Annotated in this window: 21 protein-coding genes; 12 read left to right on the forward strand and 9 right to left on the reverse strand. The window is 64.2% G+C overall.

Features of this window, described 5'->3' with window-relative positions:
• Nucleotides 1–519 precede the first annotated feature (519 nt).
• Both BP846_RS02450 and BP846_RS02455 read right to left on the reverse strand, forming a co-directional pair.
• Nucleotides 520–1,500, reverse strand: a complete 981-nt coding sequence (locus tag BP846_RS02450) for a hypothetical protein (protein WP_292392463.1) — start codon at nt 1,498–1,500, stop codon at nt 520–522.
• A 280-nt stretch (nt 1,501–1,780) separates the two neighbouring features.
• Nucleotides 1,781–2,413 carry a hypothetical protein gene (locus BP846_RS02455; protein ID WP_292392464.1) on the reverse strand — a complete coding sequence of 211 codons (633 nt, stop codon included), beginning with the start codon at nt 2,411–2,413 and terminating at the stop codon, nt 1,781–1,783.
• 222 nt (nt 2,414–2,635) lie between these two features.
• Between BP846_RS02455 and BP846_RS02460 the strand changes: the two genes are divergently transcribed.
• Entirely contained in the window at nt 2,636–3,067 is a 432-nt protein-coding gene (locus BP846_RS02460) for a hypothetical protein (protein ID WP_292392465.1), read from the forward strand.
• Nucleotides 3,068–3,660: 593 nt separating this feature from the next.
• On the opposite strand, the gene BP846_RS02465 is transcribed toward BP846_RS02460, so the two are convergent.
• Both BP846_RS02465 and BP846_RS02470 read right to left on the reverse strand, forming a co-directional pair.
• Nucleotides 3,661–6,081 carry a DNA-directed DNA polymerase gene (locus tag BP846_RS02465; RefSeq protein WP_292392481.1) on the reverse strand — a complete coding sequence of 807 codons (2,421 nt, stop codon included), beginning with the start codon at nt 6,079–6,081 and terminating at the stop codon, nt 3,661–3,663.
• A 19-nt stretch (nt 6,082–6,100) separates the two neighbouring features.
• Nucleotides 6,101–6,967 carry a malate dehydrogenase gene (locus BP846_RS02470; RefSeq protein ID WP_292392466.1) on the reverse strand — a complete coding sequence of 289 codons (867 nt, stop codon included), beginning with the start codon at nt 6,965–6,967 and terminating at the stop codon, nt 6,101–6,103.
• A 205-nt stretch (nt 6,968–7,172) separates the two neighbouring features.
• Here BP846_RS02470 and BP846_RS02475 point away from each other — a divergent pair, with 205 nt between their 5' ends.
• The gene (locus tag BP846_RS02475; RefSeq protein ID WP_292392467.1) at nt 7,173–8,060 is read left to right on the forward strand and encodes a dihydroorotate dehydrogenase; all 888 of its coding nucleotides are present in this window, start codon (nt 7,173–7,175) and stop codon (nt 8,058–8,060) included.
• Nucleotides 8,053–8,817, forward strand: coding sequence for a dihydroorotate dehydrogenase electron transfer subunit (locus BP846_RS02480; protein WP_292392468.1), 765 nt, complete (start codon nt 8,053–8,055; stop codon nt 8,815–8,817). Before BP846_RS02475 ends, BP846_RS02480 begins: the two co-directional genes overlap by 8 nt.
• 534 nt (nt 8,818–9,351) lie before the next feature.
• Here BP846_RS02480 and BP846_RS02485 read toward each other — a convergent pair.
• The 5 genes from BP846_RS02485 to BP846_RS02505 all read right to left on the reverse strand — a co-directional run bounded on the left by BP846_RS02485 (nt 9,352) and on the right by BP846_RS02505 (nt 14,967).
• Nucleotides 9,352–10,614 carry a WD40 repeat domain-containing protein gene (locus BP846_RS02485; protein ID WP_292392469.1) on the reverse strand — a complete coding sequence of 421 codons (1,263 nt, stop codon included), beginning with the start codon at nt 10,612–10,614 and terminating at the stop codon, nt 9,352–9,354.
• A 294-nt stretch (nt 10,615–10,908) separates the two neighbouring features.
• Nucleotides 10,909–11,544 (reverse strand): molybdenum cofactor guanylyltransferase, encoded by a 636-nt coding sequence (gene mobA, locus BP846_RS02490; protein WP_292392470.1) that lies wholly within the window; start codon nt 11,542–11,544, stop codon nt 10,909–10,911.
• An 18-nt stretch (nt 11,545–11,562) separates the two neighbouring features.
• A complete protein-coding gene (locus tag BP846_RS02495) occupies nt 11,563–12,474 on the reverse strand; it encodes a ketopantoate reductase family protein (protein WP_292392471.1) in 912 nt (303 codons plus the stop codon).
• Nucleotides 12,475–12,502: 28 nt separating this feature from the next.
• A complete protein-coding gene (locus tag BP846_RS02500; protein WP_292392472.1) occupies nt 12,503–12,967 on the reverse strand; it encodes a methylated-DNA--[protein]-cysteine S-methyltransferase in 465 nt (154 codons plus the stop codon).
• The gene (locus BP846_RS02505) at nt 12,955–14,967 is read right to left on the reverse strand and encodes an ATP-dependent DNA helicase (RefSeq protein WP_292392473.1); all 2,013 of its coding nucleotides are present in this window, start codon (nt 14,965–14,967) and stop codon (nt 12,955–12,957) included. The genes BP846_RS02500 and BP846_RS02505 overlap by 13 nt, the downstream gene beginning before the upstream one ends.
• 269 nt (nt 14,968–15,236) lie before the next feature.
• On the opposite strand from BP846_RS02505, the gene BP846_RS02510 reads away from it, so the two are divergent.
• The 9 genes from BP846_RS02510 (at nt 15,237) to BP846_RS02550 (ending at nt 25,996) form a co-directional block, all read left to right on the forward strand.
• Nucleotides 15,237–15,485, forward strand: a complete 249-nt coding sequence (locus BP846_RS02510) for a DUF5654 family protein (protein ID WP_292392474.1) — start codon at nt 15,237–15,239, stop codon at nt 15,483–15,485.
• 90 nt (nt 15,486–15,575) lie between these two features.
• Nucleotides 15,576–16,616, forward strand: coding sequence for a magnesium/cobalt transporter CorA (gene corA / locus BP846_RS02515; protein WP_292392475.1), 1,041 nt, complete (start codon nt 15,576–15,578; stop codon nt 16,614–16,616).
• Between the two features lie 29 nt (nt 16,617–16,645).
• Entirely contained in the window at nt 16,646–17,869 is a 1,224-nt protein-coding gene (gene corA / locus BP846_RS02520; protein WP_292384968.1) for a magnesium/cobalt transporter CorA, read from the forward strand.
• A 132-nt stretch (nt 17,870–18,001) separates the two neighbouring features.
• The gene (gene acsB / locus BP846_RS02525; protein WP_292384969.1) at nt 18,002–20,038 is read left to right on the forward strand and encodes an acetyl-CoA decarbonylase/synthase complex subunit alpha/beta; all 2,037 of its coding nucleotides are present in this window, start codon (nt 18,002–18,004) and stop codon (nt 20,036–20,038) included.
• 12 nt (nt 20,039–20,050) lie between these two features.
• Nucleotides 20,051–20,962, forward strand: coding sequence for an acetyl-CoA decarbonylase/synthase complex subunit delta (locus tag BP846_RS02530; protein WP_292384971.1), 912 nt, complete (start codon nt 20,051–20,053; stop codon nt 20,960–20,962).
• 3 nt (nt 20,963–20,965) lie between these two features.
• Nucleotides 20,966–22,300 (forward strand): acetyl-CoA decarbonylase/synthase complex subunit gamma, encoded by a 1,335-nt coding sequence (gene acsC / locus BP846_RS02535; protein ID WP_292384972.1) that lies wholly within the window; start codon nt 20,966–20,968, stop codon nt 22,298–22,300.
• The gene (locus BP846_RS02540) at nt 22,288–24,222 is read left to right on the forward strand and encodes an ASKHA domain-containing protein (protein ID WP_292384974.1); all 1,935 of its coding nucleotides are present in this window, start codon (nt 22,288–22,290) and stop codon (nt 24,220–24,222) included. The genes acsC and BP846_RS02540 overlap by 13 nt, the downstream gene beginning before the upstream one ends.
• A complete protein-coding gene (locus BP846_RS02545; protein ID WP_292384976.1) occupies nt 24,210–25,244 on the forward strand; it encodes a hypothetical protein in 1,035 nt (344 codons plus the stop codon). Before BP846_RS02540 ends, BP846_RS02545 begins: the two co-directional genes overlap by 13 nt.
• Nucleotides 25,241–25,996 (forward strand): AAA family ATPase, encoded by a 756-nt coding sequence (locus BP846_RS02550; protein ID WP_292384978.1) that lies wholly within the window; start codon nt 25,241–25,243, stop codon nt 25,994–25,996. The genes BP846_RS02545 and BP846_RS02550 overlap by 4 nt, the downstream gene beginning before the upstream one ends.
• Nucleotides 25,997–26,329: the final 333 nt, after the last annotated feature.

Here is a 26,329-nt window from a genome sequence, read left to right on the forward strand (position 1 = left end):
CCCAAGATGGGCCGGTAACCCCCCCCCCGCCCGGCCCCCCCCCCCGTCCCCGGGGCGGGGGCAGTCAAGGTGATAGCCGGGAGGAAGCCGTGCCCGGGCGTACCCCGGAGTATGACCTCCTGGAGCAGGTGTGCGAGATCCGATGGTGCTCTCTGGTTGTACTACATATTGAGAATCGATGCACTAGTGCATCGATTCCAAACCAACAGACCATATCTGGCCTTCGTTCCATCCCACACATAGCGCTCCTCTCCATCCCCCACCCCACCCGGCCTCCGGTTCTCCTCCCCACGGTCCACTGTACTGGGCTTTACTCTCCTCCTTTTACTGTTCTGAGAGTTTGCAGTCGAAGACCCTGATCTGGATGAGGGGATGGGTTCCCTCCCAATGACTGCCGCCGCAGGCAGTGCCCCGGCAGGCGCTGCCAGGCCCCCACAGGCTGGTGGCGTTGCCGCTACCGACCGCATGCCCCGGAAGGGGCGTGGGGAAGCGCCTGTCCCCCCGCACCCCCGCCAAAAACTACGCAGCCCCTCCGCCTGCCCGTTCCGTGCAGGCACCCCTGAGTGCGTAGAGCAGCCCACCGTAGCCGAGGCTGACAGCGACGACATAAATGATCGTCCCGAGCAGGGGGATGAAGATGAGGATCTGCAGGATCACAAACCCCAGGATGAAGATTCCCGCACGCCCCGGCCTCCACCCTGTCCGTGAAGTGATGACATCCCCAAGGGCGTATGCGACAAAGAGCGACGAGAGCATCAGGGCAACGATGAAGAGCAGCCCGCCGACGAGGGCGAGAGGGAGACCGATGATGGTGACGGCGACGATGAGGAGGATGATCGCCGATATGATGATCGCAAAGAACCCTACAACCGCGAGGACGACTGGGCTCCCCTCAACCTGCCGGACCACCGCTGCGAACGGGTCGGGAAAGAACCTGATGAGGAGGAGCCCGAGGATGAGGAACCCGATCGCGGCGAGCACCGAGAAGAGACCGGGGACCGGCGATGTCGGTTCCCGCTCTTCGTAGGTCACGTTCCCGGCCGTGCCGGTGTTGTTGAAGGTCTCGCTCGATACTGTCAGGTTGCGCAGGACCGATCCCGCGTTGGTGACGTCTCCTGCACTGATCACGGCATCCCGCCGGATGACAGTATCTCTTCCGATCCGGACCGTGCCCCCGGTGATGAGGGCATTCGTCGCGTTCCCGTTCAGTTCGATATCGCCCCCGGCGGCGATCACCTTCCCACCGACATCGCCGTTGATGATCAGGGTGCCTCCCGCGGCGATGACGTCGCCGCGGACCGGCGCATTCACCGTCACCACGCCCCCGGCGACCGTCAGGCTATCAACGGGGGCACTGACGGTCACGGATCCCCCCGACGCTATCACGTCGTCGGGAATGGGGGTCTCGATCCGTGGCTGGTCCCCACCGAGGAATGTGAGTGCCTGGGCTCCGGATGGGATGAGCAGCAGACCGAGGATGATCACTGCCAGATGCTTCATGGGGGGAGAGAGAACGCTCTCCCTCAAAAAGGTTCGTGCGGGGGAGAATGGTGATAGAGAGACGTTGCTCTGCGGCCGGTAAGAAGGCTTACGGGCCAGGTTCGCCCGGGTAGCATCCAGACTCATTCCAGAACGGTAGCCGCAGCCCGGATGCTGGAGATTTCAGACCCTTCCCGTGCGCCGGTGAGGCGGTATCAGGGATTGGCCTGCCTGCCTTCCCGGCCCTTCAGCCGGAGAGACCTCTTCTACCATTCAAGAGGCGTAGTGGGCCTTGTACCCGTTACACCAGTTTCGCAAGGCGGCTCTTGAGTTCCGAGATTGCCTCGGCCTTTCCGGGAAGATCCGACTCCTGGATCGAACGGATATTCTCCTCGACCGACGTTGCGAGCCACTCATTCGGGACGCCGGATGCCGGAAAGAGTTCCTGCCACTCGTCGGACCCGAAGGGGATGACCTTGACCAGTTTTCCAAGTATGTTCCACTCGACAACCCGATAGTCCTCTCCGGTACTGGTATCCTCGACCTGTATCGATCGGTCCTCGTTGCACCTGAGAACCCGACCGTGGATGACGTAGACACTCACCTCATTCTTGTCGGTGAAGGTGATCTGGACCACGTCACCCGGCTGCGGACTCTCGGGCACCATATAGAGGGTGATATCACCCGGGTACATCAGGTCAGGCTCGTACCTATCTGCAATACCTATGTACCCGGTGTCGGAGACGTAGAGCCGGAGGTACTCCTGGTAGAACTTCCGGACGATCCAGTAGACTGCTCCCGGATGCGTCTCGGCCAGTTTCAGGAGGAGATTGTGGATAGCGCTCGGGATGCTCTCCGGCCGCTCCAGCACCTCACGCGCCAGCCTCTCGTACGCTTCTACAACCCCGGTTTCGGTCTGCGTTGCCTCTGCCATACTAACAACCCCGCCGCATAGTACCGGTGGTAGGATAAAAGTGTTCCTCCGTTTTTTCCTGGTGAGTCGTCCGGCCCGGCCTCCATGTCCAACCCCCGCACCGGCCCGAGAGAGAAGAAACCGCCGATCACCGGCTCCCGGGTGCGTGCGGGACGCCGGGAGGAGAGATCTATAAATGCTTATATTCGACCGTGACCATACAGTAAAGCAGAGGATATTGATATGGGTGGCATAAAGAATTCTACGTATCTTGATGTCAAGAAGGCCCTTGCCCGGCGGTTTTCTCCCCTGGACGGGTGGCAGTTTGCATGGTATCCCACCTACGGCAGTGTGCAGCCGGAATGTATGCTCTCCCGCCGGGTCGCCGGCAGGACCGAGCGGGTGCTCGTGAGCGTAAAGATGGCCTCCGAGGTCCCGAAGGATACCGTCGAGGAACTTCAGGGCCAGTGCCGGACGCTTGCCGCAAGTGACGTTAACGTTGATAAGGCAGTTCTGGTCGTGCCCGGCGGGGCGAACGTCTCCAGAGTCCCTGATGGGATCGATATCCTGGAGATGGGCAACTGGCAGGTCGTCGACGGCCGCATTGCCTGGTCGAAGAACATCGAGCGCAGCGAGTTCATTCAGGAAGAACGTGCAAAGAGGGGTCTGGCGTAAAACGCCGGCACCCTTCATAACGTTTTTACAGCAACCTTTTTGTGGGCTCTCAACCGGAGAGTGAGAGGACCTCACACCTTTGGGACTTGAACTCCCGCCTGGCCGGCCTGCTCCCGGCAATCCTGGATATTTCAGGCGGATTAGGCGGCGCTCTCATAGATGAGAGATTTTACCGGGAGCCGGACCCACATCCGCCGTGCAGGATCTTCACCGTCCGGCGCGGCCTTTATTCCCGGGCCCGTAGCGTCTGTTTTCAGGCAAAGGGTCGATCCGGTAGATCCAATGTGTAGATGCGTGACACAGAAAAGGTATATAGGAGAACGTTGACGTCTCCAGCGTGGATACCTGGATCGGTATTCCGTGATGCGCAGGGGCCACCCATCCTCGGTTCACAGCCGGATGACGCACCCCACGTGCCCGGAGACATGACGATCCGGGCTTTGGGACTGTAAATGCGTTGCGTTGTGCCTTCGGTCTTCAACAGGGAGGTGAAGGGAAGAAGCAGGCGACTCCGGCACCCGGGACCGGGGCACGCCGTTTCCCGGATGTAGAAAGAGCCGGCACGAACCGGGAGCGCAGAGGCCCCGGTCGGGTCACATCCCGAAGTCGAAGAGCGTCGTCCGTGTCGGATCGACGTCGTGCCAGTCCCACCCGAGCGGCTCGATGATCCTTGAAATGGGACTCTTGAGCGTCTTTTCAAGCATCGTCTCCCAGTCGACGACGAACTCGGGCGGCACCTGGTCGGCGTACTCGAAACAGACCACGTCCGTCCTCGGGTACTTCGCCGTGACGGTCTTTATGTAGACACGCTTCGGCTTGCTGCCCCGCTTGAAGTCGGTCCCGAGGTATTCGTTTGAATACTTGGCGCCCCGGATATGGGCGTCGTCGTTCTCGTAACTGTCCAGGTTCTTCCCGATACCGCCCGGGATGCCGGTCTCGTCGAGAGAGTACTCCCCGCGGCGGTACTGCCTGATGACGTTGCGCAGGTAGGCCTGCACGTCCTCGAACGCATCCCCGCGGAGGATCATCTCGATGACGTCGCGTTGCACCTCCCGGGTGATCTGCGGCGAGTCGCTCCGCCGGATCTCGAACCCGACGACGTCGACTTCGTCGACGTCCTTGCCCTCCTTCCAGACCAGGTGCCCCGCGTAGCGCTTCTTCTTGCCTGCCTGGAAGAAGCGGCGGTAGACCTTCTCGAACTTGATGGAGAAGTAATGCGTATCGGCGCCGAGTTCGCTCCTGGCAAAGTCGCCGTAACTCGCGTTCAGCCGGGCCTCGATCGCCCTTGCCTTTGCGATGGTCTCCTCAAGGTTCCCGGGTGGGACCTGGACCATGCAGGAGTCGGTGTCGCCGTAGAGGACCGTGTAGCCGAGATCGGTGATGATATCGCGGGTGTGCCTGATGATCGCCCGCCCGACCGACGTGACGGCCGACCCGATCTCGCGGTCGTAGAGCCTGAACCGGGTGTAGCCCGAGACCCCGTAGTAGGAGTTCATGATCACCTTCAGGACGTTCTGCTGGAGGTCATAGAGGACGTACTCCGGCGACCCGAAGGGATACTGGTTGCGGAGGCGTTTGCGGTCGTCCCGCTCCACGAGGAGTTCCGAGATGATGCTCCGCGTCAGCCCGTCCGGCTCCCGGGAGAACCGGATGCCGTTTGGCGCCCGCAGTTCGCCGTCCGGGTTCTTCGTCTCGGGCGATGCGTTGATCGTCATCATCGCCATCGGGTAGAGCGATTTGAGGTCCAGGACCACAATGTTCTCCCGGAGGCCGGTGGCGGGCTCAAAGACAGTCGCCCCCTCGAACTCGTCCCCGGCAGAGAACCCCTTCGAGGGGAGGACAAACATGCCCGACGCCTTCCGCAGAACGTATATATCGATGACGTTGGATGAGTTCAGCGTCCGATCGAGCGGGCACCCGACATACCGGGCGATCTCCCGGTAGAACTCAATGATGTTGTTCTTTTTGTCGATCCCGACGCAGAGCTCGACGTCCCGGCAGTTGTACGCCACGAGCCGTGCCGGGTCCGACCGCCAGAGTTCGGTGATCGTGCCGCTGTAGCGGACCTTCGTCTCGCCGAGTTCATCCTCGGCGACGGCATCGAGCCGGTAGGACTCCTTCTGGGCCTGGTGCATCTTCCGGTAGGCGCCGAGGAGGTCGAAGATCGACCTTCCTCTGACTGCGTTTCGCGTGGTCTGCCCCGGGAGGCGCGCGAGATCCTCGCCCCGGAGGCCGAGCGCTGCCATCCGCTGCAGGATGTAGGGGATATCGAACTCCACGAAGTTCCAGCCCGAGAGGATGTCCGGGTCACGCTCCCTGATGTAGCCGACGAGCCCCCGGAGCATCGCCACCTCGTCCGGGTACCGGATGACCCGGTGCTGCTCGTGGATACGAAGTCCTGGGTCATCGACGGGCGCATCGCCCGGCACCCCGCCGGGCTGCCAGAGGAGAGTCGTATAGTCCCCGTCAAACGAGTCCCAGCAGGTGACGCATACGATTGGATCCCGCTCGGGCTCAGGGAAACCCTGCTCGTCCACGCACTCGATATCCATGATGCAGGTGCGCGCGGGAGCTGCGATCTCGGACGGCGCGAGTTCGCGGTAATCGATCACGGTGGTGCCGGCGGGAAGTTCCATGCCAGCACGGAGACCGCAGTCTATCATGAACCGGGTGGCGAACGGGATGTCCGCCTCGAAATGCTGGTAGCGGTCGCGGACGTCGCGAACGTCGCCGGGGCGCCGGGTGTAGAGGCGCCGGAGTGCCTCGCCCTGGATGGAGCGGTAGGTCGTGCCGGGCTCCAGATCGACCTCCGGTGGGACATGTTTTTCATCGACCTGGCTCGCGGGCGCGTAGAAGTAGGGGCGAAAGCCGGTCACATCGACCCGGACAGCCCTTCCGGTGACGTCCCGGCCGAAGATGTGGATGACCGGTATATCAACACCGACGCTGTACTCCACCTGGTGGATGCCGATCCGGACCCTCCCGAAGTCTTCCAGGGTGGTCGGAGCGCTCATGCGGGACTCCAGAACTCGATCAGCCATCGAATCTCCTGCAGAGGCCCTGCACAAACGCTCCTGCCTCTGCCATCTTCGCATCCTCCCACGGGTCGAGGTCCCACTCCTCGATGCTGAGGATACCCTCACGGCCGATCCGGGCAGGGACACCGAGCGAGCAGCCGGAGAGGCCGTATTCGCCGTCAAGCACGCATGAGCAGGAGAGCACATCGCGCCGGTCGTCGAGGATCGCCCGTATCAGCATGACGATGTGATACGCAGGGCCAAAGACCGTGCCGCCCTTGCCGCGGATCACCTCCATGCTCGCCCCGCGCATACGGGAGAGGATCGCTTCCCGCTCCTCGACGCCGACATCGGCGCCGGTCTTCGAGAAGAGCGGCACCTGATGCTCGCCGTGCTCGCCGAGCACCCAGGCGGGGCCCGGGATCCCCGCCTCGCGGAGGAGGCAGGCAAGCCGGCCGCTATCGAGCTGGCCGCCAAAACCGATGCACCGCTGCCGGTCGATACCCATCATCTTCCAGAGGCCGTAGTTGTTCGCGTCCATCGGGTTCGTAATAGTGATGACGACACCCCCAAATCCACGCAGGTGTCTGCCGCAACGCTTTACCACCGGGACATTGGCATCGAGGAGGTCGGCCCGGGTCTTGATATCAGGCGTCCTCGGTGTCCCTGCCGCAAAGATGAAGATATCGGCATTCCGCATCGCCGCCGTATCGGTGGAGACCGTGACATCGATACCCGTGTGCTGCAGGTCGAGCACCTGTGCCCGGAGGACGGGCTCATACGCGTCGTAGAGGATGATCTCATCAGCGAGGCCAAGCGCGGCGGAGAGGAATGCCGTCTCGCCCCCCACCTTTCCTACGCCTAAGATTGCGAGCGAGGTCATAGTATATCGGTCCTGTGTGTGGATAGCGGTAAAAGACTGTGCGCGTGAATGGCCCTGCTGCACGGAGAATAACGGTCCGGCAGGAAAAAGGGACGTCATGCCGTCTTCCGTTCCGGTATCCGGGCTCCGAAGAGCGGAGCATATCTTCCTTCTTTATTATACTTGGCGCGAGGGTATAATAATACCTCACTCCCACCTCTTTTCAATGGTTACGCTTTATCCAGGCCCAATCGATCTCGGCGGCATCCGGCTGAAGAACCATCTCTTGCTGGCGGCCGGCATCCTTGGAACCACCGGGGCGTCGCTCGCCCGTCTCCTGCACAACGGTGCAGGCGGTGTAGTCACGAAATCCATCGGCCCGAGCCCGAAGGAGGGCCATCCCGGACCCTGCCTGATCGTCGTCGACGGCGGCATCATCAACGCCATGGGCCTCCCGAACCCCTCGGCCGCGTTCGTGGACGAACTGGCCGGTCTCGCGGGCGAGCCGGTGATCGTCAGTATATTTGGGGGTTCCCCCGAAGAGTTCCGGACGGTCGCCGGATGGTTTGCCGGCACGGCGTCCGGGCTCGAGTTGAACCTCTCCTGCCCCCACGCGGAGGGCTATGGGGCGGCTATCGGGAGCGACCCGGTCCTGGTGGAGGAGTGCACGAGGGCGGTTGCCTCCCTCGGTCTCCCGACCTGGGTGAAACTCACCCCGAACGTCGCCGATATCGCCGATATCGGGGCAGCCGCGGAACGCGGTGGGGCGGATGCGATCGTTGCGGTCAACACGCTGAAGGCGATGCGGATATCGACGGCTCTCCGCCGGCCGGTGCTCGGGAACCGCTTCGGCGGGCTCTCCGGGAAGGCTATCTTCCCGGTCGCCGTCCGATGCGTCTACGACCTCTACGAAGCGTGCTCCATCCCGATCATCGGGTGCGGCGGTGTCTCCACCGCCGATAACGTCGTCGAGATGATGATGGCGGGAGCAAGCGCCGTCGAGATCGGGAGCGCTGTCATCGACGATATCGGTATATTTAGCGCGATCGCAAAGGACCTCTACAGCCGCGACGGCATCGATGCTCGCGACATCGTGGGGTGTGCTCATGAATGAACAGATGCCCTTTGGGGTTACATTAAAAGAAATAATCCAGGAGACGCCGTCGATCAGGACGTTCGTCTTCGACCGCGAGATCGAAGCCCGACCGGGCCAGTTCGTGATGGTCTGGGTGCCGGGCGTGGACGAGATCCCTATGGCCCTCTCCTCCCCGTCCTCGATCACCGTCCTCGAAGTCGGGGACGCGACCGCCGCTCTCTTTGCCATGCATGAGGGCGACAGGATAGGTATTCGGGGCCCGTATGGGAACGGATTTACGGTCTCGGGGAGGACCCTTGCTATCGCCGGCGGTGTCGGCGCCTCACCGTTGCTGCCGCTCGTCGAGACCAGGCAGGTGGATACATTCCTCCTCGGCGCGCGGACGGCTTCCGAACTCCTCTTCGCCGGTCGGATACAGGATGCAGCGACGCTGATGGTCGCGACCGATGACGGTACCGCCGGCCACCACGGGTTCGTGACGCACCTCATATCAAGGGTGGACCTCGCCGACTTCAACCACATCTGCGTCTGCGGGCCTGAGGTCATGATGGCGGCGGTGCTTGCCGTCCTCGACAGGGAAGGGTGTGCGGAGCGGGGGCAGTTCTCCCTGCACCGCTATATGAAGTGCGGGGTCGGCCTCTGCGGCTCGTGCTGTACCGACCCGCATGGCCTGCGGGTCTGCAGGGACGGGCCTGTCTTCACCGGCAACACCCTCCTCGGGAGCGAGTTCGGGCACTACGCGCGCGACGCGAGCGGGAGCAGGCACAGGGTCTAGTGCATCGATTCCAAAATAATAGACCATATCCGGCCTTCGTCCCCGGGGATGAGCCGTATCCGGTTCTCCTCCGGGATCTCTCCATGGAGTGGACCGTGGTGGATATCGCCCTGGGGGCGGGGACCGGGGAGGGAGACCCCCTCTCCCCGGGCAAAATGTCACCCGACAGTTCCTCTCCGGCAACCCCCTCCCCGCCCGCGCTTCGCGCTCCTCCCCCGCCCCCTCCCGGGGGCGAGGGCAGTCATGGCGATATCCCCCACGAAAGCCGTGCCCGGGGAGCGGCGCTGACGCCGGTTTCCCGGGAGAAGGAGAGAGTGGGCCCGAATCCGGTTCTTCCCCGGGATCTCCCCGTGCACTGGACCGTGGTGGCTATCGCCATGGGGCGGGGGCAGTACGTGGGGATACGGGGGACAAGCCGTCTCCCGGGATGCAAACCCCCGGATAGTGTGAAAAAAGATCAATACTTCTCCTCCGGTGAGAGTGCCGGTAATTGAGAATCGATGCAGTGGTGCACCAGTCAGATAAAGGAGGAGATCAGGCGAGGAAGTCTTCCTGGGGCCTGAAGAGGAGAGATACGATGTTCTCCACCCAGCCGAGCACCTGCGAGGTGATGGAAACTTCTTCATCCTGAGTCCGGGCGCTGGCTCCCAGCGCCGTATTCGCGTTGTCGTCTGCAGGTGTCGGGGGGACGGTCACGTTGCCCGCCCTCTGGTCCGGGACTTCGGTCCCGTTTACCAGAGCCTCCGTTGAATTCTTCTCCTTCATCAGGGCCGCGTCTCTCGTGAAGAGGTGGATGGACCTGTCGCCGTCGCCGCCCCCAACGACGAGGAACGAACCGTCAGGAGTCACAGCAATCGACTCAACACGGCCGTCGAGGGTTATCTTCTGGAGCTCGGCCCCCGCCCGGTCGAGGATATAGACCGTCATGCCTGATGCGGCAAGGACCTCGCGTGCCTCATCGGTCAGGGCTGTTGAGAGGACGGCGCCTTCCGTGGGATACTTCCAGAGGTGCTCACCCTCCCCCGTGGAGAGGTAGACGCACCGGTCAAGAGAGCCGGCGGCCACGAACCGCCCATCGCGGGTAAGGGCAATACTCTTCACGCGTTTGCCGGTCCCGTAACTCCAGGACTCTCCTTCTCTGCTGTTGAGGTAGTAGACCCCCTGGTTGTCGCACCCGACCGCAATCTTCCTGCCATTCTCCGATATCGCTATGCCGTAGCTGTCGGTGCCCATATCGTAGTCCCAGAGCACCTTCTTATTCCGGTCGAATATAAAGATAGCACCGTTGTCGCATGCGGCGGCAACGTACGTGCCATTTGACGAGAGTGCCACACCCAGGTAGACATACGTCGTCTTCTCGGCCCAGAGCAGGTTTCCGTCTCTGTCAAAAAGGTAGAGTTTGTCTGCAGCGACGCCGATGCGTGACCCTTCCGGCGATATCCCGACGCCGTTCACCCGGGAACCGACAGCGGTCTTCCAGAGAACATTTCCTTCCCTGTCCAGGAGGTATACCGTTGAGCCCGAGCCGGCAACGACTGCGGAGCCGTCCCGGGTGACTGCCACAGAACTGACGACATCGTTGGCCCCCTTATCCCAGAGAGGAGCATAGTCCCCATCAGCAGCGGAGACGGGCCCGCACAGGGCGACAACAAGACAGCAGAGCAGAAAGAGCGGCGCAAGGAACCGGCCGGCAGCTGACCCGCGGCTCCTGTAAACGGAGTGTACGGCTCGCTCCGTTCCTGGATCGAGCCGCCCTCCTTCAGTAAAAATGGTTGAAGTCACTTTCCCCGATGACATTAGGGCCTGACTACTCGGATAACCTATATATGTCTTGTGGGAGGGGCCACTCTCCCGGGTGGTGCACCGGCATCGGCTTAACCCCGGCCAGGATGGCGCGGTGCCTCTCGGGGGCCGGGAATGCCCTTTAGAGAGCCCGGGAAAACCCGGGTTTCGGGCCGCAGGAAGTCAGGAGTTGGAAGGCTCCGCAAAGACCTGATGATACTGGGCACGTTCTTCAAAGCAGTTTGCCGGGGTGTAGAGAAATGGGAGGTTTCAAGAAACTAAATAGTCGTCCGCCTGCAATAGATACGCTTACGATGGCTCCTGACCGGACCCACATGCATCATCCAGGCTGTGCTCCGCCGACGGGTCGATCAACTTCAGATCTTCGAGATTGTTGATGTTCGTAAACGTCAGCAGGTCAGGGTCGATCTCCCGGATCTTCTCCACGTCAACATACCGGGTGTTGAGGTTCCTCACCATCGAGCGGAGCGAGAGCGACTCGTGCTCCTCCAGGTAGTCAAGCAGTGCGCTACGCCGGTAGACTGCGTGGAGCGGTTCGAGCATATCGGCGTTCCAGCAGGGGATGGCGGCATCGTACCCCGTAGCGGCGTCAAAGAGCATTCTCACCACCCCGGGGTGGATGCAGGGCATATCGCAGGCAACAACGAAGACACACTCACCGTGCACCGCGAGCGCCCCCGCGTGCAGGCCGCCGATAGGCCCAAGATCTCTCCTGATATCCGGTATGCACCTGACGTCACCGAGGTGGCCGAACCGTTCGCACTGTCCGGGGTCCCGTGCGACCACGACAATCTCATCTACTACCCCCCGCAGGGTATCGATGAGGCGGTCGATGAACGTTTTGCCCTGGAAGGTGAAGAAGTACTTCTCCCGCCCTCCGGCACGCCGTGCTGCTCCACCAACGAGGATAACCGCCGACCGCATACTCCTCTCTCCCGACCGTCAGAGCCGCTCCCGAAAACGGATCAATTCTGCGATGCATGTGTTATAGGGCGCGTCGATACCATGGTTCCGGGCGAGCGCCGCCACGGCGCCGTTCATGAAGTCGATCTCGGTCTTCCTTCCTGCGGTAAGATCCTGGAGCATCGACGAGTGGTGAGCGGCGGTCGCCGGGAGCTGGGTGGTCCGGAGGTACTCGAGGTATGCCTCCGGCGTCTCCCGGGGGAGGGTGATGCCTTCGGCCTCCATCACCCGGTAGGCCTCCTGGACGATCGCGGTGACGATCGCCCAGGCATGCGGATCGGCGAGTGCACCGTAGGGGACGTTCGTGATGGCGCCGAGCGGGTTTAACGCACAGTTGTAGAGGGTCTTCGCCCAGAGGTCGGCCTTGATCCCATCGGTCGCCTCTGCACGGATACCGGCCTCCCGGATGAGGTCAGCGAGATGCCCGACCGCGTCGTCCATGCCGGACGGGAACCTGCCGATCTTCATGGGCGACGTCTCCACCGAGACATGGACCGATGCGTCGCCCCGCCACTCGAACCCGGTGATGATCATGGCGCCGATTACCCGGTCGGTGAACCGGCTGATGATCTCCTCGTTCCCGATGCCGTTCTGGAGGCTCACCACCTCGCGCCCCCTGATCGCGCCCGCGAACTGGCGGCAGACCGCCTCCGTGTCGGTGGACTTTGCGGCGATGATGTAGTAATCGGCGTCCTGCCATGCGCGGGGGAGATCCTCAGAGCAGCTGAACCGGTATGCGCCTTCTCCCCATATGCCGGTCATCAGGAAACCCCGCTCCCGCACCGCATCTGCATGTCGCTTCCTGGCAACGGCATGGACATCCACGACAGAGGACAACTTTGCGGCAACGGTCAGGCCGACAGCTCCCGCACCCAGGACCACGATCTTCATATCTGTTATTGTTTGGCAGGGTTACCAGTTAATCTCTCTCATTTTCCGGCGTGCAAGGCCCGGGCTTCCGGCGCTCCATGGCGAGCAGGGCCTCCTTGATAGTCGGGTCCGGGGAGAACCCACCCAGGCCCGCCTTCGCAACGACCCGGTGGCAGGGCACGACGATCGGAGTCGGATTCCGGGCCATCGCTGAGCCGACCGCCCGTGGTGCGGTCCCGACCTTCCGGGCGATCTCACCGTAGGTGGCGGTCTCCCCACAGGGGATCTCGCGGACCGCGCGGTAGATCCTGGCAAAGGTTGATTTTCCCTCGGTAGCGACGCTCCGGAGGGTGGAGAGGTCTCCTCGCCGCCCGGAACAGTAGCGCAGGATCTCCTCCGGGACCGGGCCGACGAGCCCGACACGGGCGAAACGCACACGGTAGACGATGTCGTCCTGCCACGCCACATGGACGTGCCAGAGGCCGAACCGGCACGACCCGGTCAGGACCGCCATCTTTTGGCCTCCTTCCGGAAGAGGTCGATGGTGCAGGTCGTCATCTCCTCCTGCATCCACGGGGGCAGCCCGGCATGGACCCGGGATTCCAGGAATCGCCGCTCCCCGAGGACGAGCATCCCTCGGTCCTCGGGTGTCCGGAGCACCCGTCCGAGTGCCTGCAGGGCGCGGTTGATCGCCGGGAGGGTATAACTGATGAACTCGCCCTCCGCCCCGAACTTCATACGGAAGTACTCGATCACCATCCGGCGGACGCGGTTGAACGGCGCAAGCGGGAGGCCGATGACCAGTGCGCCCGCGAGCATCTCGCCCCGGTAGTCCAGGCCTTCGCTCCATTTGCCGCCGCAGACCGCAAAGAGGATGCCGGACCGGCCCGTCCCCGGGAGGGCCATAAACTCCCGGAGGATGACGGCGGCGGCCGCGGTGTCTTTCGGCTCGATGTAGATCTGCTTCTTCCGGACAGTGGGGGCACATCGCTCCGCAAATGTGTTGAGCAGATCGTAGGAAGGGAAGTATATCGCGAGGTTCCCGGGGAGGGCGGCAAACGTGGCGATGTAGTCCTCGGTTCGCGCGAGATTCTGTGCGTCCCGGCGCATCGAGTAGGCGGTGGTGATGTCGTCGGCGCAGAAGATGCGGCGGTTCTCCGGGGGGAAGGAGTTCGGGAGCGATACCGTGGTGACGTCAAGATCGCCGAAGTAGTAGCGGCGGTAACTCTCTATGGGGGAGAGCGTCCCGGAGATCAGGACAGCGCAGGCGTGCGCCCGGGCGATATCCTGGAGTTTGGTGCTCGGGTCGATGTTCCTCACCTCGAGCGCCACCGTGCCGTCGTCTCCCTTCCGGTAAATCGTCAGGTAGGCCGGGTCTGCTGCGGACCGGAAGATCCGGTAGAAGAACTCGGTCAGCCGTTCGATCGCGCTCTCCCTGAACTCGCCCGCCTGCATGTTCTTCTCGCGGATCCCCTCGCTGATCTTGAGGAGATCGTCCACGACCCCTTCCAGGTTCTGGTAGAGCGTGCCCGAGAGGATCATTCGCTGGAAGATGGTGGGGTCGAACCAGTCCTCAACCTCATGCGAGGCCTTGAGCGCCTCCATGAACCGGGTGATCTGCGGCAGGATCTGGGTGATGGCGTCCGCCTGCTGCTGCGACCGCCGGCGTCCGGCGAGTTCGTGCCCGGCCTGGATGATATCGCGCTCCTCGATCGTCACGCTCTCAATGCTCTGGACGACGTCGCCGCAGTTGTGGGCCTCGTCGATGAGCAGCAGAGTGTCGTGCCCCTCGATCCCGAGCGACTGGTAGAGCTGCTCGCGGATGACGTCGTCGAAGAGATGGTAGAAGTTCACGAGCACCACGTCGGCGTCTCGGGCGGCGTGCATCATCGTATCGTAGGGACAGATGTCGCCGCAGAACCCGGCGAGCTGGTCGGGCCAGATCAACTCGGTGCTCACCCGCTCCGCCCTGACGCGCAGGGCCGCCGACGGGATCATCTTCAGCCCCGCGTCCTCGGGCTCCACAAAGGACTTGCCGTGGATGAAGTAGGGGCAGATGAGCGGATGATCCGGGTCCATCTTCCGGATCTGCTGCCGGATCTGGCGATCGTTTGCCGGGACGAGCGCTCCCTTCTGCGCCCGTTCGCGCATTAGCGCCGTTGAAAAGGCCTTGACACCCTCGCACCGCCGGTAGACGTCCCCCTCGCCGCCGAGCGGGCACATGCTGGACTTGCCGATGAGGTAGGCGAACTTCAGGCCGCCGCGCTTCTTCCGGATGAGATCGAGCTCGCGCATGAACGTGGCAAGCTGGCTGATGGTGCGGACAGCGACGAGCACCTTGCGTCCCCGACTCTCTGCGAGGAGCGCGGAGACCACGCTCGACTTACCGCTCCCGGTCGGCGCATCGATCATGGCGATACCGCCGTCGCGTGCGACAGATGCGGCCAGTTCAAGCATCTCCCGCTGATGGGGCCGGTACTCCCGGTAGGGGAACCAGTCATCGAGGGTATCCATTGCTTATAGGTCGACGGCTGACGTCAATGTAGTTTGGGTCTCCGGGGTGAAAGTGAAGGGAGGCCGGAAGGCTCCTGTACAGCCATGCATGCCTCCGCACCCGGCCCCTCACAGGACGGCACACACCCAGAACCTTCTCCTCATAGGGGGCCGCGCCTGCAACCCCTGCCACCCTGCCTGCGGGAACGTTGACGCAATCGAGAGCACCGGAACCCGTTTCAGAAACAAATATATGTTGCCCCACAACACCGCTCACTGGTGAATACTATATGTCCTTCAAGACAGAGGTTATCGAAAAGATAGCAGCCCTTATCACGGCCGCATTTGGCCTGGTCGCCGCTCTCGCATGGAACGGTGCTATCCAGGAACTCTTCAAGCTCATATTCGGGGATCAGAGCACGCTCGTTGCAATGCTCGTGTATGCCATCGTCGTGACGATCATCGCTGTGATCGCGGTTATCCTGATCGGCCGTGCCGCAGCGAAGGCGAAAGGAGAGGATGAGGCGGCAAAACAGTGAGCCACGAGAGCCCACTACATTTTTGGCAAATCTCTCTGGACGAGAACTTTCGACCCGATCTCCTATGAGCAGACAGGGGGGCAGGACTTGATGGCGAGCGGGCAGAATACTGATCCGGGAGAACTCATTTATACCGGCATTGCCCGCGACCGGCCGGTCACCGTCACGGTCATCGACTACAACGAGTCCCGCCTCGAAGAACGGACCCTTACCCGGCCCGAAGAGATCCGGGGTCTTGCCCTCCGCCCGAAGGTCACCTGGGTCAACGTCGACGGCGTCCACGATACCGGGGTTATCCAGGCGATCGGCGACGTCGCCGCGATCCACCCGCTGACCCGGGAAGACATCGCGAACACCCGCCAGCGGCCGAAGATCGAGGACTACGGGGACTACCTCTACGTTGCAATCCGGATGCTCTCCCCCGACGGCGACGGTGAGTTCCGGAGCGAGCAGGTGAGCCTTGTGCTCGGGACCTGCTACGTCGTATCGTTCCAGGAGCAGCCGGGTGACGTCTTCGAGCGCATCCGGGAGCACCTGCGTGCAGGGGCCGGACGGCTCCGGAACGAGGGGGCGGATTACCTCTTCTACGCCCTGCTGGACGCGATCGTCGACGGCTACTTTGCCGTGATCGAGGTGTTCGGAGAGCGTATCGAGGCGGTCGAGGAGGAGGTGGTGACTGAGCCCGACCGCGAGACCCTGCAGGCAATCTACGCCTTAAAGCGGTCCCTGGTTGCGCTCCGGCGGTCAGTCTGGCCACTCCGCGACGTGGTGGCGGAACTCGAACGAGGCGACTCGCCCCTGATCCGCGAGTCGACGCTCGTCTACTTTCGGGATGTCTATGACCACATCATCCAGGCCGCCGAGACCGTGGAGACCTACCGGGATATGATGTCCGGGACCCTTGATGTCTACCTCTCAAGCCAGAGCAGCCGGATGAACGAGATCATGAAGGTCCTCACTATCATCGCCACCATCTTCATCCCGCTCACCTTCATCGCCGGGGTCTACGGCATGAACTTCGCGTACATGCCGGAGATCAGCCATCCCTGGGGCTACCCTCTAGCCCTCGCCTCGATGGCGGCCGTCGCGGGGGTGATGCTCCTCTACTTCAGGAAGAGAGGCTGGATCTGATCCGCAGAGGCCTCGGGGAGGGGCTCCCGGTGAGACGGGAGCCTCTCTTCCCCTCCTGTCTCGTTCATCGGGGGAGAGCGGGGGGATCGGCCCGGCGGTGGCGTTTTATACCATGGGGCGAATGCTCCCTCCCGGAAGTCACCCCGGATCCGGCGGAGCAGGCGCTCGCGTATCGGGATATCCCGATCGAATGCGAGAGGGCGGATCAGCCCCGGGTGGCCCCCATCTCCGGGGCAAACAGTCCGGAGGTGAAGATGCAGCCGGAAGAATCCTGTCAGATACTACCGATCCGGGTGATGGACTACACGGAGGACCGTATTGAGGAGCACGAATGCATCGAACTCACGAAGGCCTGGTCGTGGATCAGCCGGGAGACGGTCACCTGGATCGACGTCGTCGGGGTGCCGGAGCATGACGAACTCGTGGTGCTGGGAGAACAGGCAGGCATCCACCCGCTCACGATGGAGGATATCACAGTCCCTGACCAGCGGCCGAAGGTAGAAGAGTTCGGAACCTACGTCGCCGTCATCGCGAGGATGCTCTCGGAGAGAGACGGCAGGGTCGCAAGCGAGCAGGTCAGCCTGATCTTCGGGGAGAACTACGTCATAACGTTCCGCGAGCAGCCCTTCCAGGTCTTCGAACTGGTCAGGGGACGGCTCAGGAACGAACTGAGCGTCCTCCGGGGCATGGGACCGGATTATCTCACCTACGCGCTCCTTGACGCCATCGTGAGTGTTTACCTCGCCATCCTCGACACAGTCGACGACCGGGTGGAAGACCTCCAGGGCAGGGTTCTGGCTTCCGCGGACCCGCTTGCCTTAAAACAGATCTACGAACTCAAGGAAGACCTCCTGACCATCCGGAGAGCGGCCGTTCCGGCACGCGAGGTTCTTGGGTCGCTCGCAAGCCGGGAGTTGAGCCTTGTCCGGAGGGAGACGATCCCGTACTTCAGGGACACATACGACCGGTGCATCCAGGCGGCAGAAGTTGCGGAGTATACCAGAGATACCCTCTCCGGCGTGATGGATCTCCACACCTCGAACCAGAACAACCGGCTCGCCGAGATCACGACGATCCTCACCATCGTCGCGAGCATCTTCATCCCTTTAAGTTTCATCACCGGGTTTTATGGGATGAATCTCAGGAACATACCGCTCGAAGACTCGCCCCTGGGGTATCCTCTCGTCCTCCTCCTCATGCTGGGTGTCGCGTTCGCGATGCTCCTCTACTTCAGGAAGAAAGAGTGGATCTGACGCTGATCCCGGACGGTTCCCGGCAACCGGCAGCGCGTGTTGCCGGAGAAACCCCAGGACCGCGGTGGCCGCCGCTTTGCACGGAAACAATCATTTATGACCGTGCGCAGAGTATCACCTGCTGATAGCATCATGAAGGATAGACTCACGGACTCTCTTGCTACGGCGATAGAGCACGGCCGCACCGGCCTCGATGCGAGGATGCAGGCACTCTCCGGGAAGCTCGCCTACGCGGACACGGCATATGCCCTCCCCGTGACCTACGCCGTCACCGGCATCGCCGTGCGGGACGCGGACGGAGCGCGCGAGGCATACCGGCAGTCCGGCAGCAACCTCCTCGTCGCCTGCGAGTGCCTGATGGCCGGCGAAGGCGGCGTGGAGATCCCCTACACAGGTTTCATCCCGGACGCAGTCCTCCGGAGGCTCGGTTACACCCTGGTCGACGGGAGCGTCACGGGCCTCGGCCTCCTGGTCGGGACGCCGGAGAGCCCCGACGCCGCCGCGGCGATCTGCCGGGAGATGCAGGAGAAGTACCTGCTCACCTTCCTTGCCGGCGGGGTCGTGGAGGCGCTCTCCGGCGCCGGCGTCCGCCTGGGGCTGGATTACCGCCTGGTGCCGCTCGGTCCGGAGAGCGCCCGGGGCATCCACTTCGCCGACATCCTCGCCCGGGTCGCGATGATGTTTGGGGGGGTGCAGCCGGGAGACGTTCACTCCCTGCTCGGCTACGCCGCCGAACGGGCGAAGGCGTTCGTGATCGCATTTCCGGGCCTCACCGACGAAGAGGCCGCGTTCGTCGACGCCCTGCGGGTGCTCGGGATACCGATCCTCGCGGCCGGCAAGGGCTACGAGGGAGGGGAGTGGATACCGGTCGCTCCCGCAACGGCGGTCCGGACCGGCATGGACCTCCGGGGGATCCGGGTCACGGTCACGGCGATCCCGATACCCATGGCCTGCTCCCCCGCGTTCGAGGGGAAGAGCATCCGCAAAGAGGAGATGTACGTGGAGTTCGGCGGCGGGAGGACCCCTGCCTTCGAGCTCCTCCGGATGCGGCCCCGCGAGGAGGTGAAGGACGGGAAGGTCACCGTCGTCGGACCGGAGGTCGACGCCGTCCCGGCAGGCGCCGCCCTCCCGCTCGCGATCCTGGTGGACGTCGCCGGCGCGAGGATGAGAGCGGACTACGAACCGGTGCTCGAGCGGCGGATCCATACCTTCGTCAACTACGGCGAGGGGTCCTGGCACGTTGCGCAGCGGGACCTCATCTGGGTCAGGCTCTCGAAAGAGGCAGTGGCGAAAGGCGTCAGGATCCGGGACATCGGGACGTTGCTTGCCCACAAACTCAAGGCGGAGTTTCCGGACCACATCGACGCGGTCCAGGTGACGCTGGTCACCGACAGGCAGAAGGTCGAGGGGATGCTTTCGGAGGCGCGGGAGGCCTACGCACGGCGCGACGAGCGGATTAGCGGCATGAAGGATGAGGATGTGGAGACCTTCTACTCCTGCACCCTCTGCCAGACGTTCGCCCCGAACCATGTCTGCGTCATCACGCCGGAACGGCCGGCGCTCTGCGGGGCAATCACCTGGCTCGACGCCCGGGTTGCCCACGAGATCGCTCCCGCCGGGGCGAACCAGCCGGTCCCGAAGGGGGAGACGGTCGATGCCGTCTGCGGTGAGTTTGCGGGGGTGAACCGGTTCGTAAAGAAGGCATCCCACGGTGAGGTCGACCGGATCTCCCTCTACAGCATGATCGAGAACCCGATGACCGCCTGCGGGTGCTTCGAGTGCATCGCGGCCATCGTGCCGGAGGTGAACGGGATTCTCGTCGTCAGCCGCGACTTCACGGGGGAGACCCCGCTCGGGATGACCTTCTCGACGCTCGCGGGGACGATCGGGGGCGGCGCGCAGACGCCGGGGTTCATCGGCATCTCAAAGAACTATATCCTGAGCGACAGGTTCCTCCAGGCCGAGAACGGTATTACGCGGGTGGTCTGGATGCCGGCCTCCTTAAAAGAGGAACTCGGAGACCGGCTGCGGGAGAAACTTGCTGCACTGGGGATGCCGGACCTCTTTGCGAAGATCGCGGACGAGGTCTCGGCGCCGACGATCGAGGACCTCGTCGCGTTTCTCGAGCGCGTCGATCATCCCGCACTCGCGATGAGGTCGCTGATCTAGGAGGGATGGTGCGTGACAGAGCAGAGTGACGAGGGATTGACGATCCGCGAGGTGCGTCTCGGCGCCACGCGGGAGGAAGGGGGAACCAGGGAGGTCTCCTACGTGATCGGGGGCGAGCGGGATCTCCCGTTCTCCGGAGACGGGGCCGGACGGCCTCTGGTGGCGCTTGAGATCTGCGACGACCCCCGGTTCTGGCCGCCGGTCGTCCGCGACTACGTGGGCGACCTCGCGAACGACACCGCTGAGTGGGCGCGGGCCGCAGAGCGCACCTACGGCGCAGACCTGGTGCGGCTGAACTTCACGAGCACGAAACAGCGCGGATTCGATGCGTTCGACGCGATCGCCGCGACGACGGAGGAGGTGCTCGCGGCGACGGCCCGGCCCCTGATTGTCGAGGGGAGCAACGAACCGGAACTCGACAGCGAGGTCTTCCGCCGCTGCGGGGAGGCGGGTGAGGGCGAGCGGCTCCTCCTCGGAACCGCAGAGGCCGACCGCTACCGGAGCGTCGCGGCGGCGGCGCTGGCATACGGTCACGCGGTGATCGCCCAGTCGCCGATCGACGTCAACCTGGCGAAGCAACTGAACATCCTCCTCCGCGAGACCGGCGTGCCGCAGGACCGGATCGTGATCGACCCCTACGCGGGGGCGCTCGGCTACGGGTTCGAGTACTCCTACTCGGTGATGGAGCGGATCAGGCTCGCCGCCCTCTCCGGCGATGCGGACCTCGCGATGCCGATGATCTGCGCCCCCACCGACACCCTCTCGGTCCGGGAGGTGCGAGAGGCCGCACCGGCGGATCAGGAGGCGATGGCGGTTGCCTGGGAGTTCTACACCGCCTACGCCGCCATTGTCGCCGGCGCGTCGATCGTCTGCGTCCGCCACCCGCTGACCGTGGAGAGGCTGAAGGCGGCCCTGGAGGGCTGAAGCATGGCGATGAAAGCGCTCGACATCTACAAGCACCTCCCGAAGACGAACTGCAAGAAGTGCGGGTACCCCACCTGCCTTGCCTTCGCCATGAAACTCGCCGTCGGAAAGGCGGAGGTCGAGGCCTGCCCGGACCTCGACCCCGACACGAAGAGCCTCCTCGGCGGGGTGACCCGGCCGCCGGTCCGGCTCGTCACCATCGGCGCAGGCGAGCGGTCGATCGCGGTCGGCGAGGAGTTTGTTCTCTTCCGGCACGAGAAGACCTTCTACCACCCGCCCGGCATCATGGTGCAGGTCTCCGATACCTGGCCGGAGGACGAGGTGCGCTCCGTCGTGGAGACGGTGAAAGAGACCGTCGTCCAGCGGGTGGGGCAGGACCTCGTCGTGAATGGGGTGGCGGTGAAGTACGAGAGCAACCGTCCCGAACGGTTCGCAGCGACCGTGGCGCTCGCCGGGGGCGGGAGCACCCTCCCCCTGGTGCTGATCGCCAGCGACCCCGCAGCCTTTGAGGCGGGCCTCGCGGTCGCGGGACACTACCGGCCGCTGGTCCACGCCGCGACCGAAGAGAATTGGGAGGGCCTCGCTGCCCTCACGAAGCGCTACGGGTGTCCTCTCGCCGTCCGGGCCGCCGGTCCCGCCGAACTCGCCAGCCTCGCCGGGAAGTGCGCGGAGGCAGGGACCCCGGACCTCGTGCTCGACCCCGCACCGTCGTCGCTCGCCGGCTTCATCGCCACTGCAACGGAGATCCGGAGATCCGCTATCGGGCGGACCGAACCGGCGCTCGGGTATCCCCTCTACCTCGACGCCGGAGCCTTCGGAAAGACCGATGCGGCCCTTGCGGCGGGTATCCTGAAGTACGCGGGGATCATCGTCACCCCCCCGCTCGCCTCCGCCTCGCGCGAGGCGGCGCTCACCCTGCGGCAGAACATCTACACCGACCCGCAGAAGCCCATCCAGGTGACGCCGGGCATCTACCCGATCAATGAGCCCGGACCGGACGCCCCGATCCTCCTCACGGTGAACTTCTCGCTCACCTACTTCACGCTGCTCGGCTATCTCGAAGCGTCCCGGATACCCTGCTACCTCTTCATCGCGGACACGGAAGGGCTCTCGGTCCTCACGGCCGTCGCCGGCGGGAAACTGACCGAGACCCTCGTCGCCGACTCGCTTAAGAAGTTCGGCGTCGCGGACCTGGTGGACCACCGGCTGCTCGTCATCCCCGGTTACGCAGCCCCGCTCTCCGGGAAGATCGAGGACGCGACCGGCTGGAAGGTGCTGGTCGGCCCCCGGGATGCGGCCGATCTTCCCGGATACCTGGAGAAGGAGTGGAAGGCCTGATGCCGACCGTGACGTTCCTCCCCGGCTACCGGAAGGCGACCGTGCCGGAGGGGGCAACCCTCCTCGACGCGGCCCGCGCTGCCGGCCTCTCCATGAACGTGGTCTGCGGCGGAGAGGGTAAGTGCGGGAAGTGCCAGGTCTACGTAAAAGACGGCACGGTATCGTTCGACCGCGAGAAGTACCGCCGGTTCTTCTCGGACGAGGAGATCGCCCGTGGGGCATGCCTTGCCTGCCAGGCGACCGTCGCCGGCGACGTCCAGGTCGAGGTCCCGGCCGGGTCGCTCATCGAGGAGCAAAAGATCCTCGTCGAGGTCCCGGGCATGAAGGAGATCCCGCTCAACCCCACCGTCAGGAAGTATGAGGTCCGCCTCGAACCGCCGTCCCTTGAGGACACGACCCCCGACCTCGCCCGCCTGCTCGAAGGGGTCGAACGGCAGAGCGGGCCGCCCCCGAACAGGGTCTACGCGCCGCTCGGCGTCCTCTGCTACCTCCCGCAGGTGCTCCGCCGGAGCGGGTGGCACGTGACCGCCACGGTCGCCCTGGTCCCCGGCGGCTACCGCCTGAGCAGCGTGGACGAGGGCGACACCACGGGGAGGCTCTACGGGGTGGCGGTGGATCTCGGGACGACCACGATCGTGGCCTACCTCTGGAGTCTCGTCGACGGGCGGATCCTTGCTACGGCATCGAACTACAACCGCCAGATCTCCTGCGGCGAGGATATCCTCTCGCGGGTGAACTTCTCCCGCAGAAGCGGCCTTACCCGACTGCAGCAACTTGCGGCGGAGAGCATCAACGAGGCCCTGACGACCGCCGCCGATGCCGCGGGGATCGACCGCGAGGAGATCTTTGAGGTGATGATCGCCGGGAACACGGTGATGACCCACCTCCTCCTCGGGATCGACCCCGGCTACATGATCGCGGAACCCTACGTCCCGGTCGTGCGCCGGATGCTCTCGACGGCCGCCGGGCGGATCGGCATCGCGGCCCACCCAAACGCCGGGGTCTACACCTTCCCGGCGGTCTCGAACTTCATCGGCGGCGACATCATCGCCGATATCCTGGCCACCGGGATGGCCGAGCGCGAGGAGGCCACGCTCATGGTGGACATCGGCACGAACTTCGAGGCCGTGCTCGGCAACAGCGACTGGATGCTCTCCTGCGCGGGCGCGGCCGGGCCGGCCCTGGAGGGCGGGGAAGTGCTCTTCGGGATGCGGGCAAACCCGGGCGCGATCGAGCGGGTCCGGATCGACCCCGATACCCTCGCGCCGTCGTTCTCGACGATCAACGGCGTCCGGCCGCGGGGAATCTGCGGCTCGGGCCTCATCGACCTGCTCGCGGAGCTCTTCCGCGCCTGCGTCATCGACCGGACGGGAGGGATCAACCTGGAGCTTGACCATCCCCGGGTCCGGAAGGGGCAGTATTACCCGGAGTTCGTCGTGGCCTGGAAAGAGGAAACGTCGATCGGGAAGGATATCGTCATCACCGAGAACGACATCAAGAACCTGATCATGAGCAAGGCGGCAATCCACGCCGCCTGCATGACGCTCCTCGACGCAGCAGGCCTTGCGCCCACCGATATCGGCAGGGTCTGCTTCTCGGGAGCGTTCGGGAACTACCTCAACAAGGAGAACGCCGTCACCATCGGTCTGATTCCGGAAACCCCACCGGAACGTGTCGGAAACATCGGGAACGGGGCGATCACCGGCGCGAACATCGCCCTCGTCGACCGCAGGCGAAGGAAGGAGCTCGACGGGCTCGCCCGGCGGATCACCTACATCGAACTGAACGCGGACCCGTCGTTCATGGACCGGTATACGTCGAGCTGTTTCCTGCCGCACACCGACTTTGCGCTCTTCCCGCACGTGCAGCAGACGCTTGAGGCGTGCCGGGCGAGGCAGGGGGTGAGGTCATGGCAGGCATGATCCCGTCCCCGGATCTCCTCGCGACCGGCGTGGGGGCCCTCCCTCACCGCGATCCCGACGCGGCGTGCCGGGCGGTGCTCGCGGCCTTCCCCCGGATCCCCTACGTCCCCACCCTGCCGAACCGGGGACTTCTCGAGGCGATCGTCTTTGCCGACGCCGAACACCTCCCCGGCGGGGTGGTCCGGGACGCGAGACTCGTGGTCGATCGGAGCGCCGATCCCTCGGAGGCGATGGAGCGGGTCCTGCTCGACTACCTTGAACGGAACGCAGAGCCCTACCGGGTCGGCGAGGCATACGGGTCGGGGTTCCACGCGATGATGACCCGCGACCTCTCGGACGCACTCCTCGTCAAGTGCCAGGTGACCGGCCCGGTGACCTTCGGGATGCAGGTGGTGGACGAAACGCGCCGGCCCATCCTCTACGACCCGGAGTACGCCGACCTGCTCGGGAAACTCCTCGGCCTGCGGGCCCGGTGGTGCGAGACGGCGATGCGGGAGCGGATGGGCGCACGCGCGACCCTCGTCGTGCTGAGCGAGCCCTACCTTGCGTCGCTCGGCTCGTCGGTCGTCCCGGTGGACGCCGGGGTGGCGGCCTCCGCCATCGAGGATATCGCCGCCCTCCTCGACGGGGGGATCGGGATCCACTGCTGCGCCAACACCGACTGGGGGTTCGTCCTCGGCCTTGCGCCGGCCGTGGTCTCGATCGACGCCTGGACCTACGCCCGCGAGTTTCTCCTCTACGCCGACGATATCGCCCGCTATATGGAGAGGGGAGGCGTGGTGGCCTGGGGGATCGTTCCCGCGGATTACAGCGTCTTTGCGGCGGAGAATCCCAATTCGTTCTTCTCCCGGTTCCAGGATATCCGCGCCCGTGCGACGGAGACGATCGACCCCGACCTCTTCGATCGCCAGTCCCTCATCACGCCGACCTGCGGGATCCGGAACGCCTCCGAGAGAGAGGCCGTCGCGATCATGGCGGCGACCGCGTCGCTCTCCCGCCGCCTGCGGGGTGAGGAACCATGATCCGGCCCTGCACCGTCGTCATATCCGGCAAGGGCGGGACCGGGAAGACGACGATCGCGTCGCTCTTAATCGACGCGCTGATCGCGGCCGGAGAGCGGCCGATCCTCGCCGTGGACGCCGACCCGAACGCGAACCTCCACGAGGCTCTCGGGATCGCCCTCACCGAGACGCTCGGGAGCATGCGGGAGGAGGCCTTCACCCGGTCCATCCCCCCGGGCATGGACCGGACTGGATATGTCAGATACCGGTTCCGCCGGGCGCTCGCGGAGGCGGAGGGCTACGACCTCCTTGCCATGGGCCGGCCGGAGGGGTCGGGGTGCTACTGTTTCCCGAACGCCCTCCTCACCGAGTGCATCGAGACGCTTGAGCGTGGTTACCGGCTCGTCGTCGTGGATTCCGAGGCCGGGATGGAGCATATCGCCCGGGGGACGATCCAGAGCCCGAAGGTCCTCCTGATCGTGAGCGATCCCGGGGCCCGCGGGATGCGGACCGCCGGCCGCATCCGGGACCTCGCGGAGTCGCTCGGCCTCTCGCGGGAGAGGATCTTCCTCGTCGTCAACCGTGACCGGGGCGACGACACTATCGAGAGCGATCTCCCCCTCATCGCCCGTATCCCGGAGGACCCGGGCATAGGGGAGGCGGATCTTGCCGGGACGCCGATCGTCGGGATCCCGCAGAACAGCCCGGCGCGGGCGGCGGTGCGCGATCTTGCCGCCCGGCTCGTTGAGGAGTGCGCCCGGCGAGGGGAGTGACGGCGCCGCGCCGGGACAACGCAACGGTTCCGGCGCAATCATACTGTCCGGACCCGCATTGCCCGGGACGGTGAAGGCGCAACAGGAAAACCTGTGGAGAACTCTCGATCCGGGTCGTCGACTGCACGAAGGAGCATGAGTGCGTCGAACTCACCGGGGCCGGGCCATGGATACGCCGACAGACGGCCACCCGGATCGACGTCGTCGTGGTGCCCGGCAGGCAGGCATCCGCCCGTTCATGATTCTGCGCAAAGTTCAGTATATACTCAAACTCCGACATTCCCGACTATCCGACAACGATCGTCTCGATGAACGCCGTCGCGGGGGGTAATG

It is taken from the genome of Methanoculleus sp. UBA303, from assembly GCA_002501655.1.
Classification (GTDB): domain Archaea; phylum Halobacteriota; class Methanomicrobia; order Methanomicrobiales; family Methanoculleaceae; genus Methanoculleus.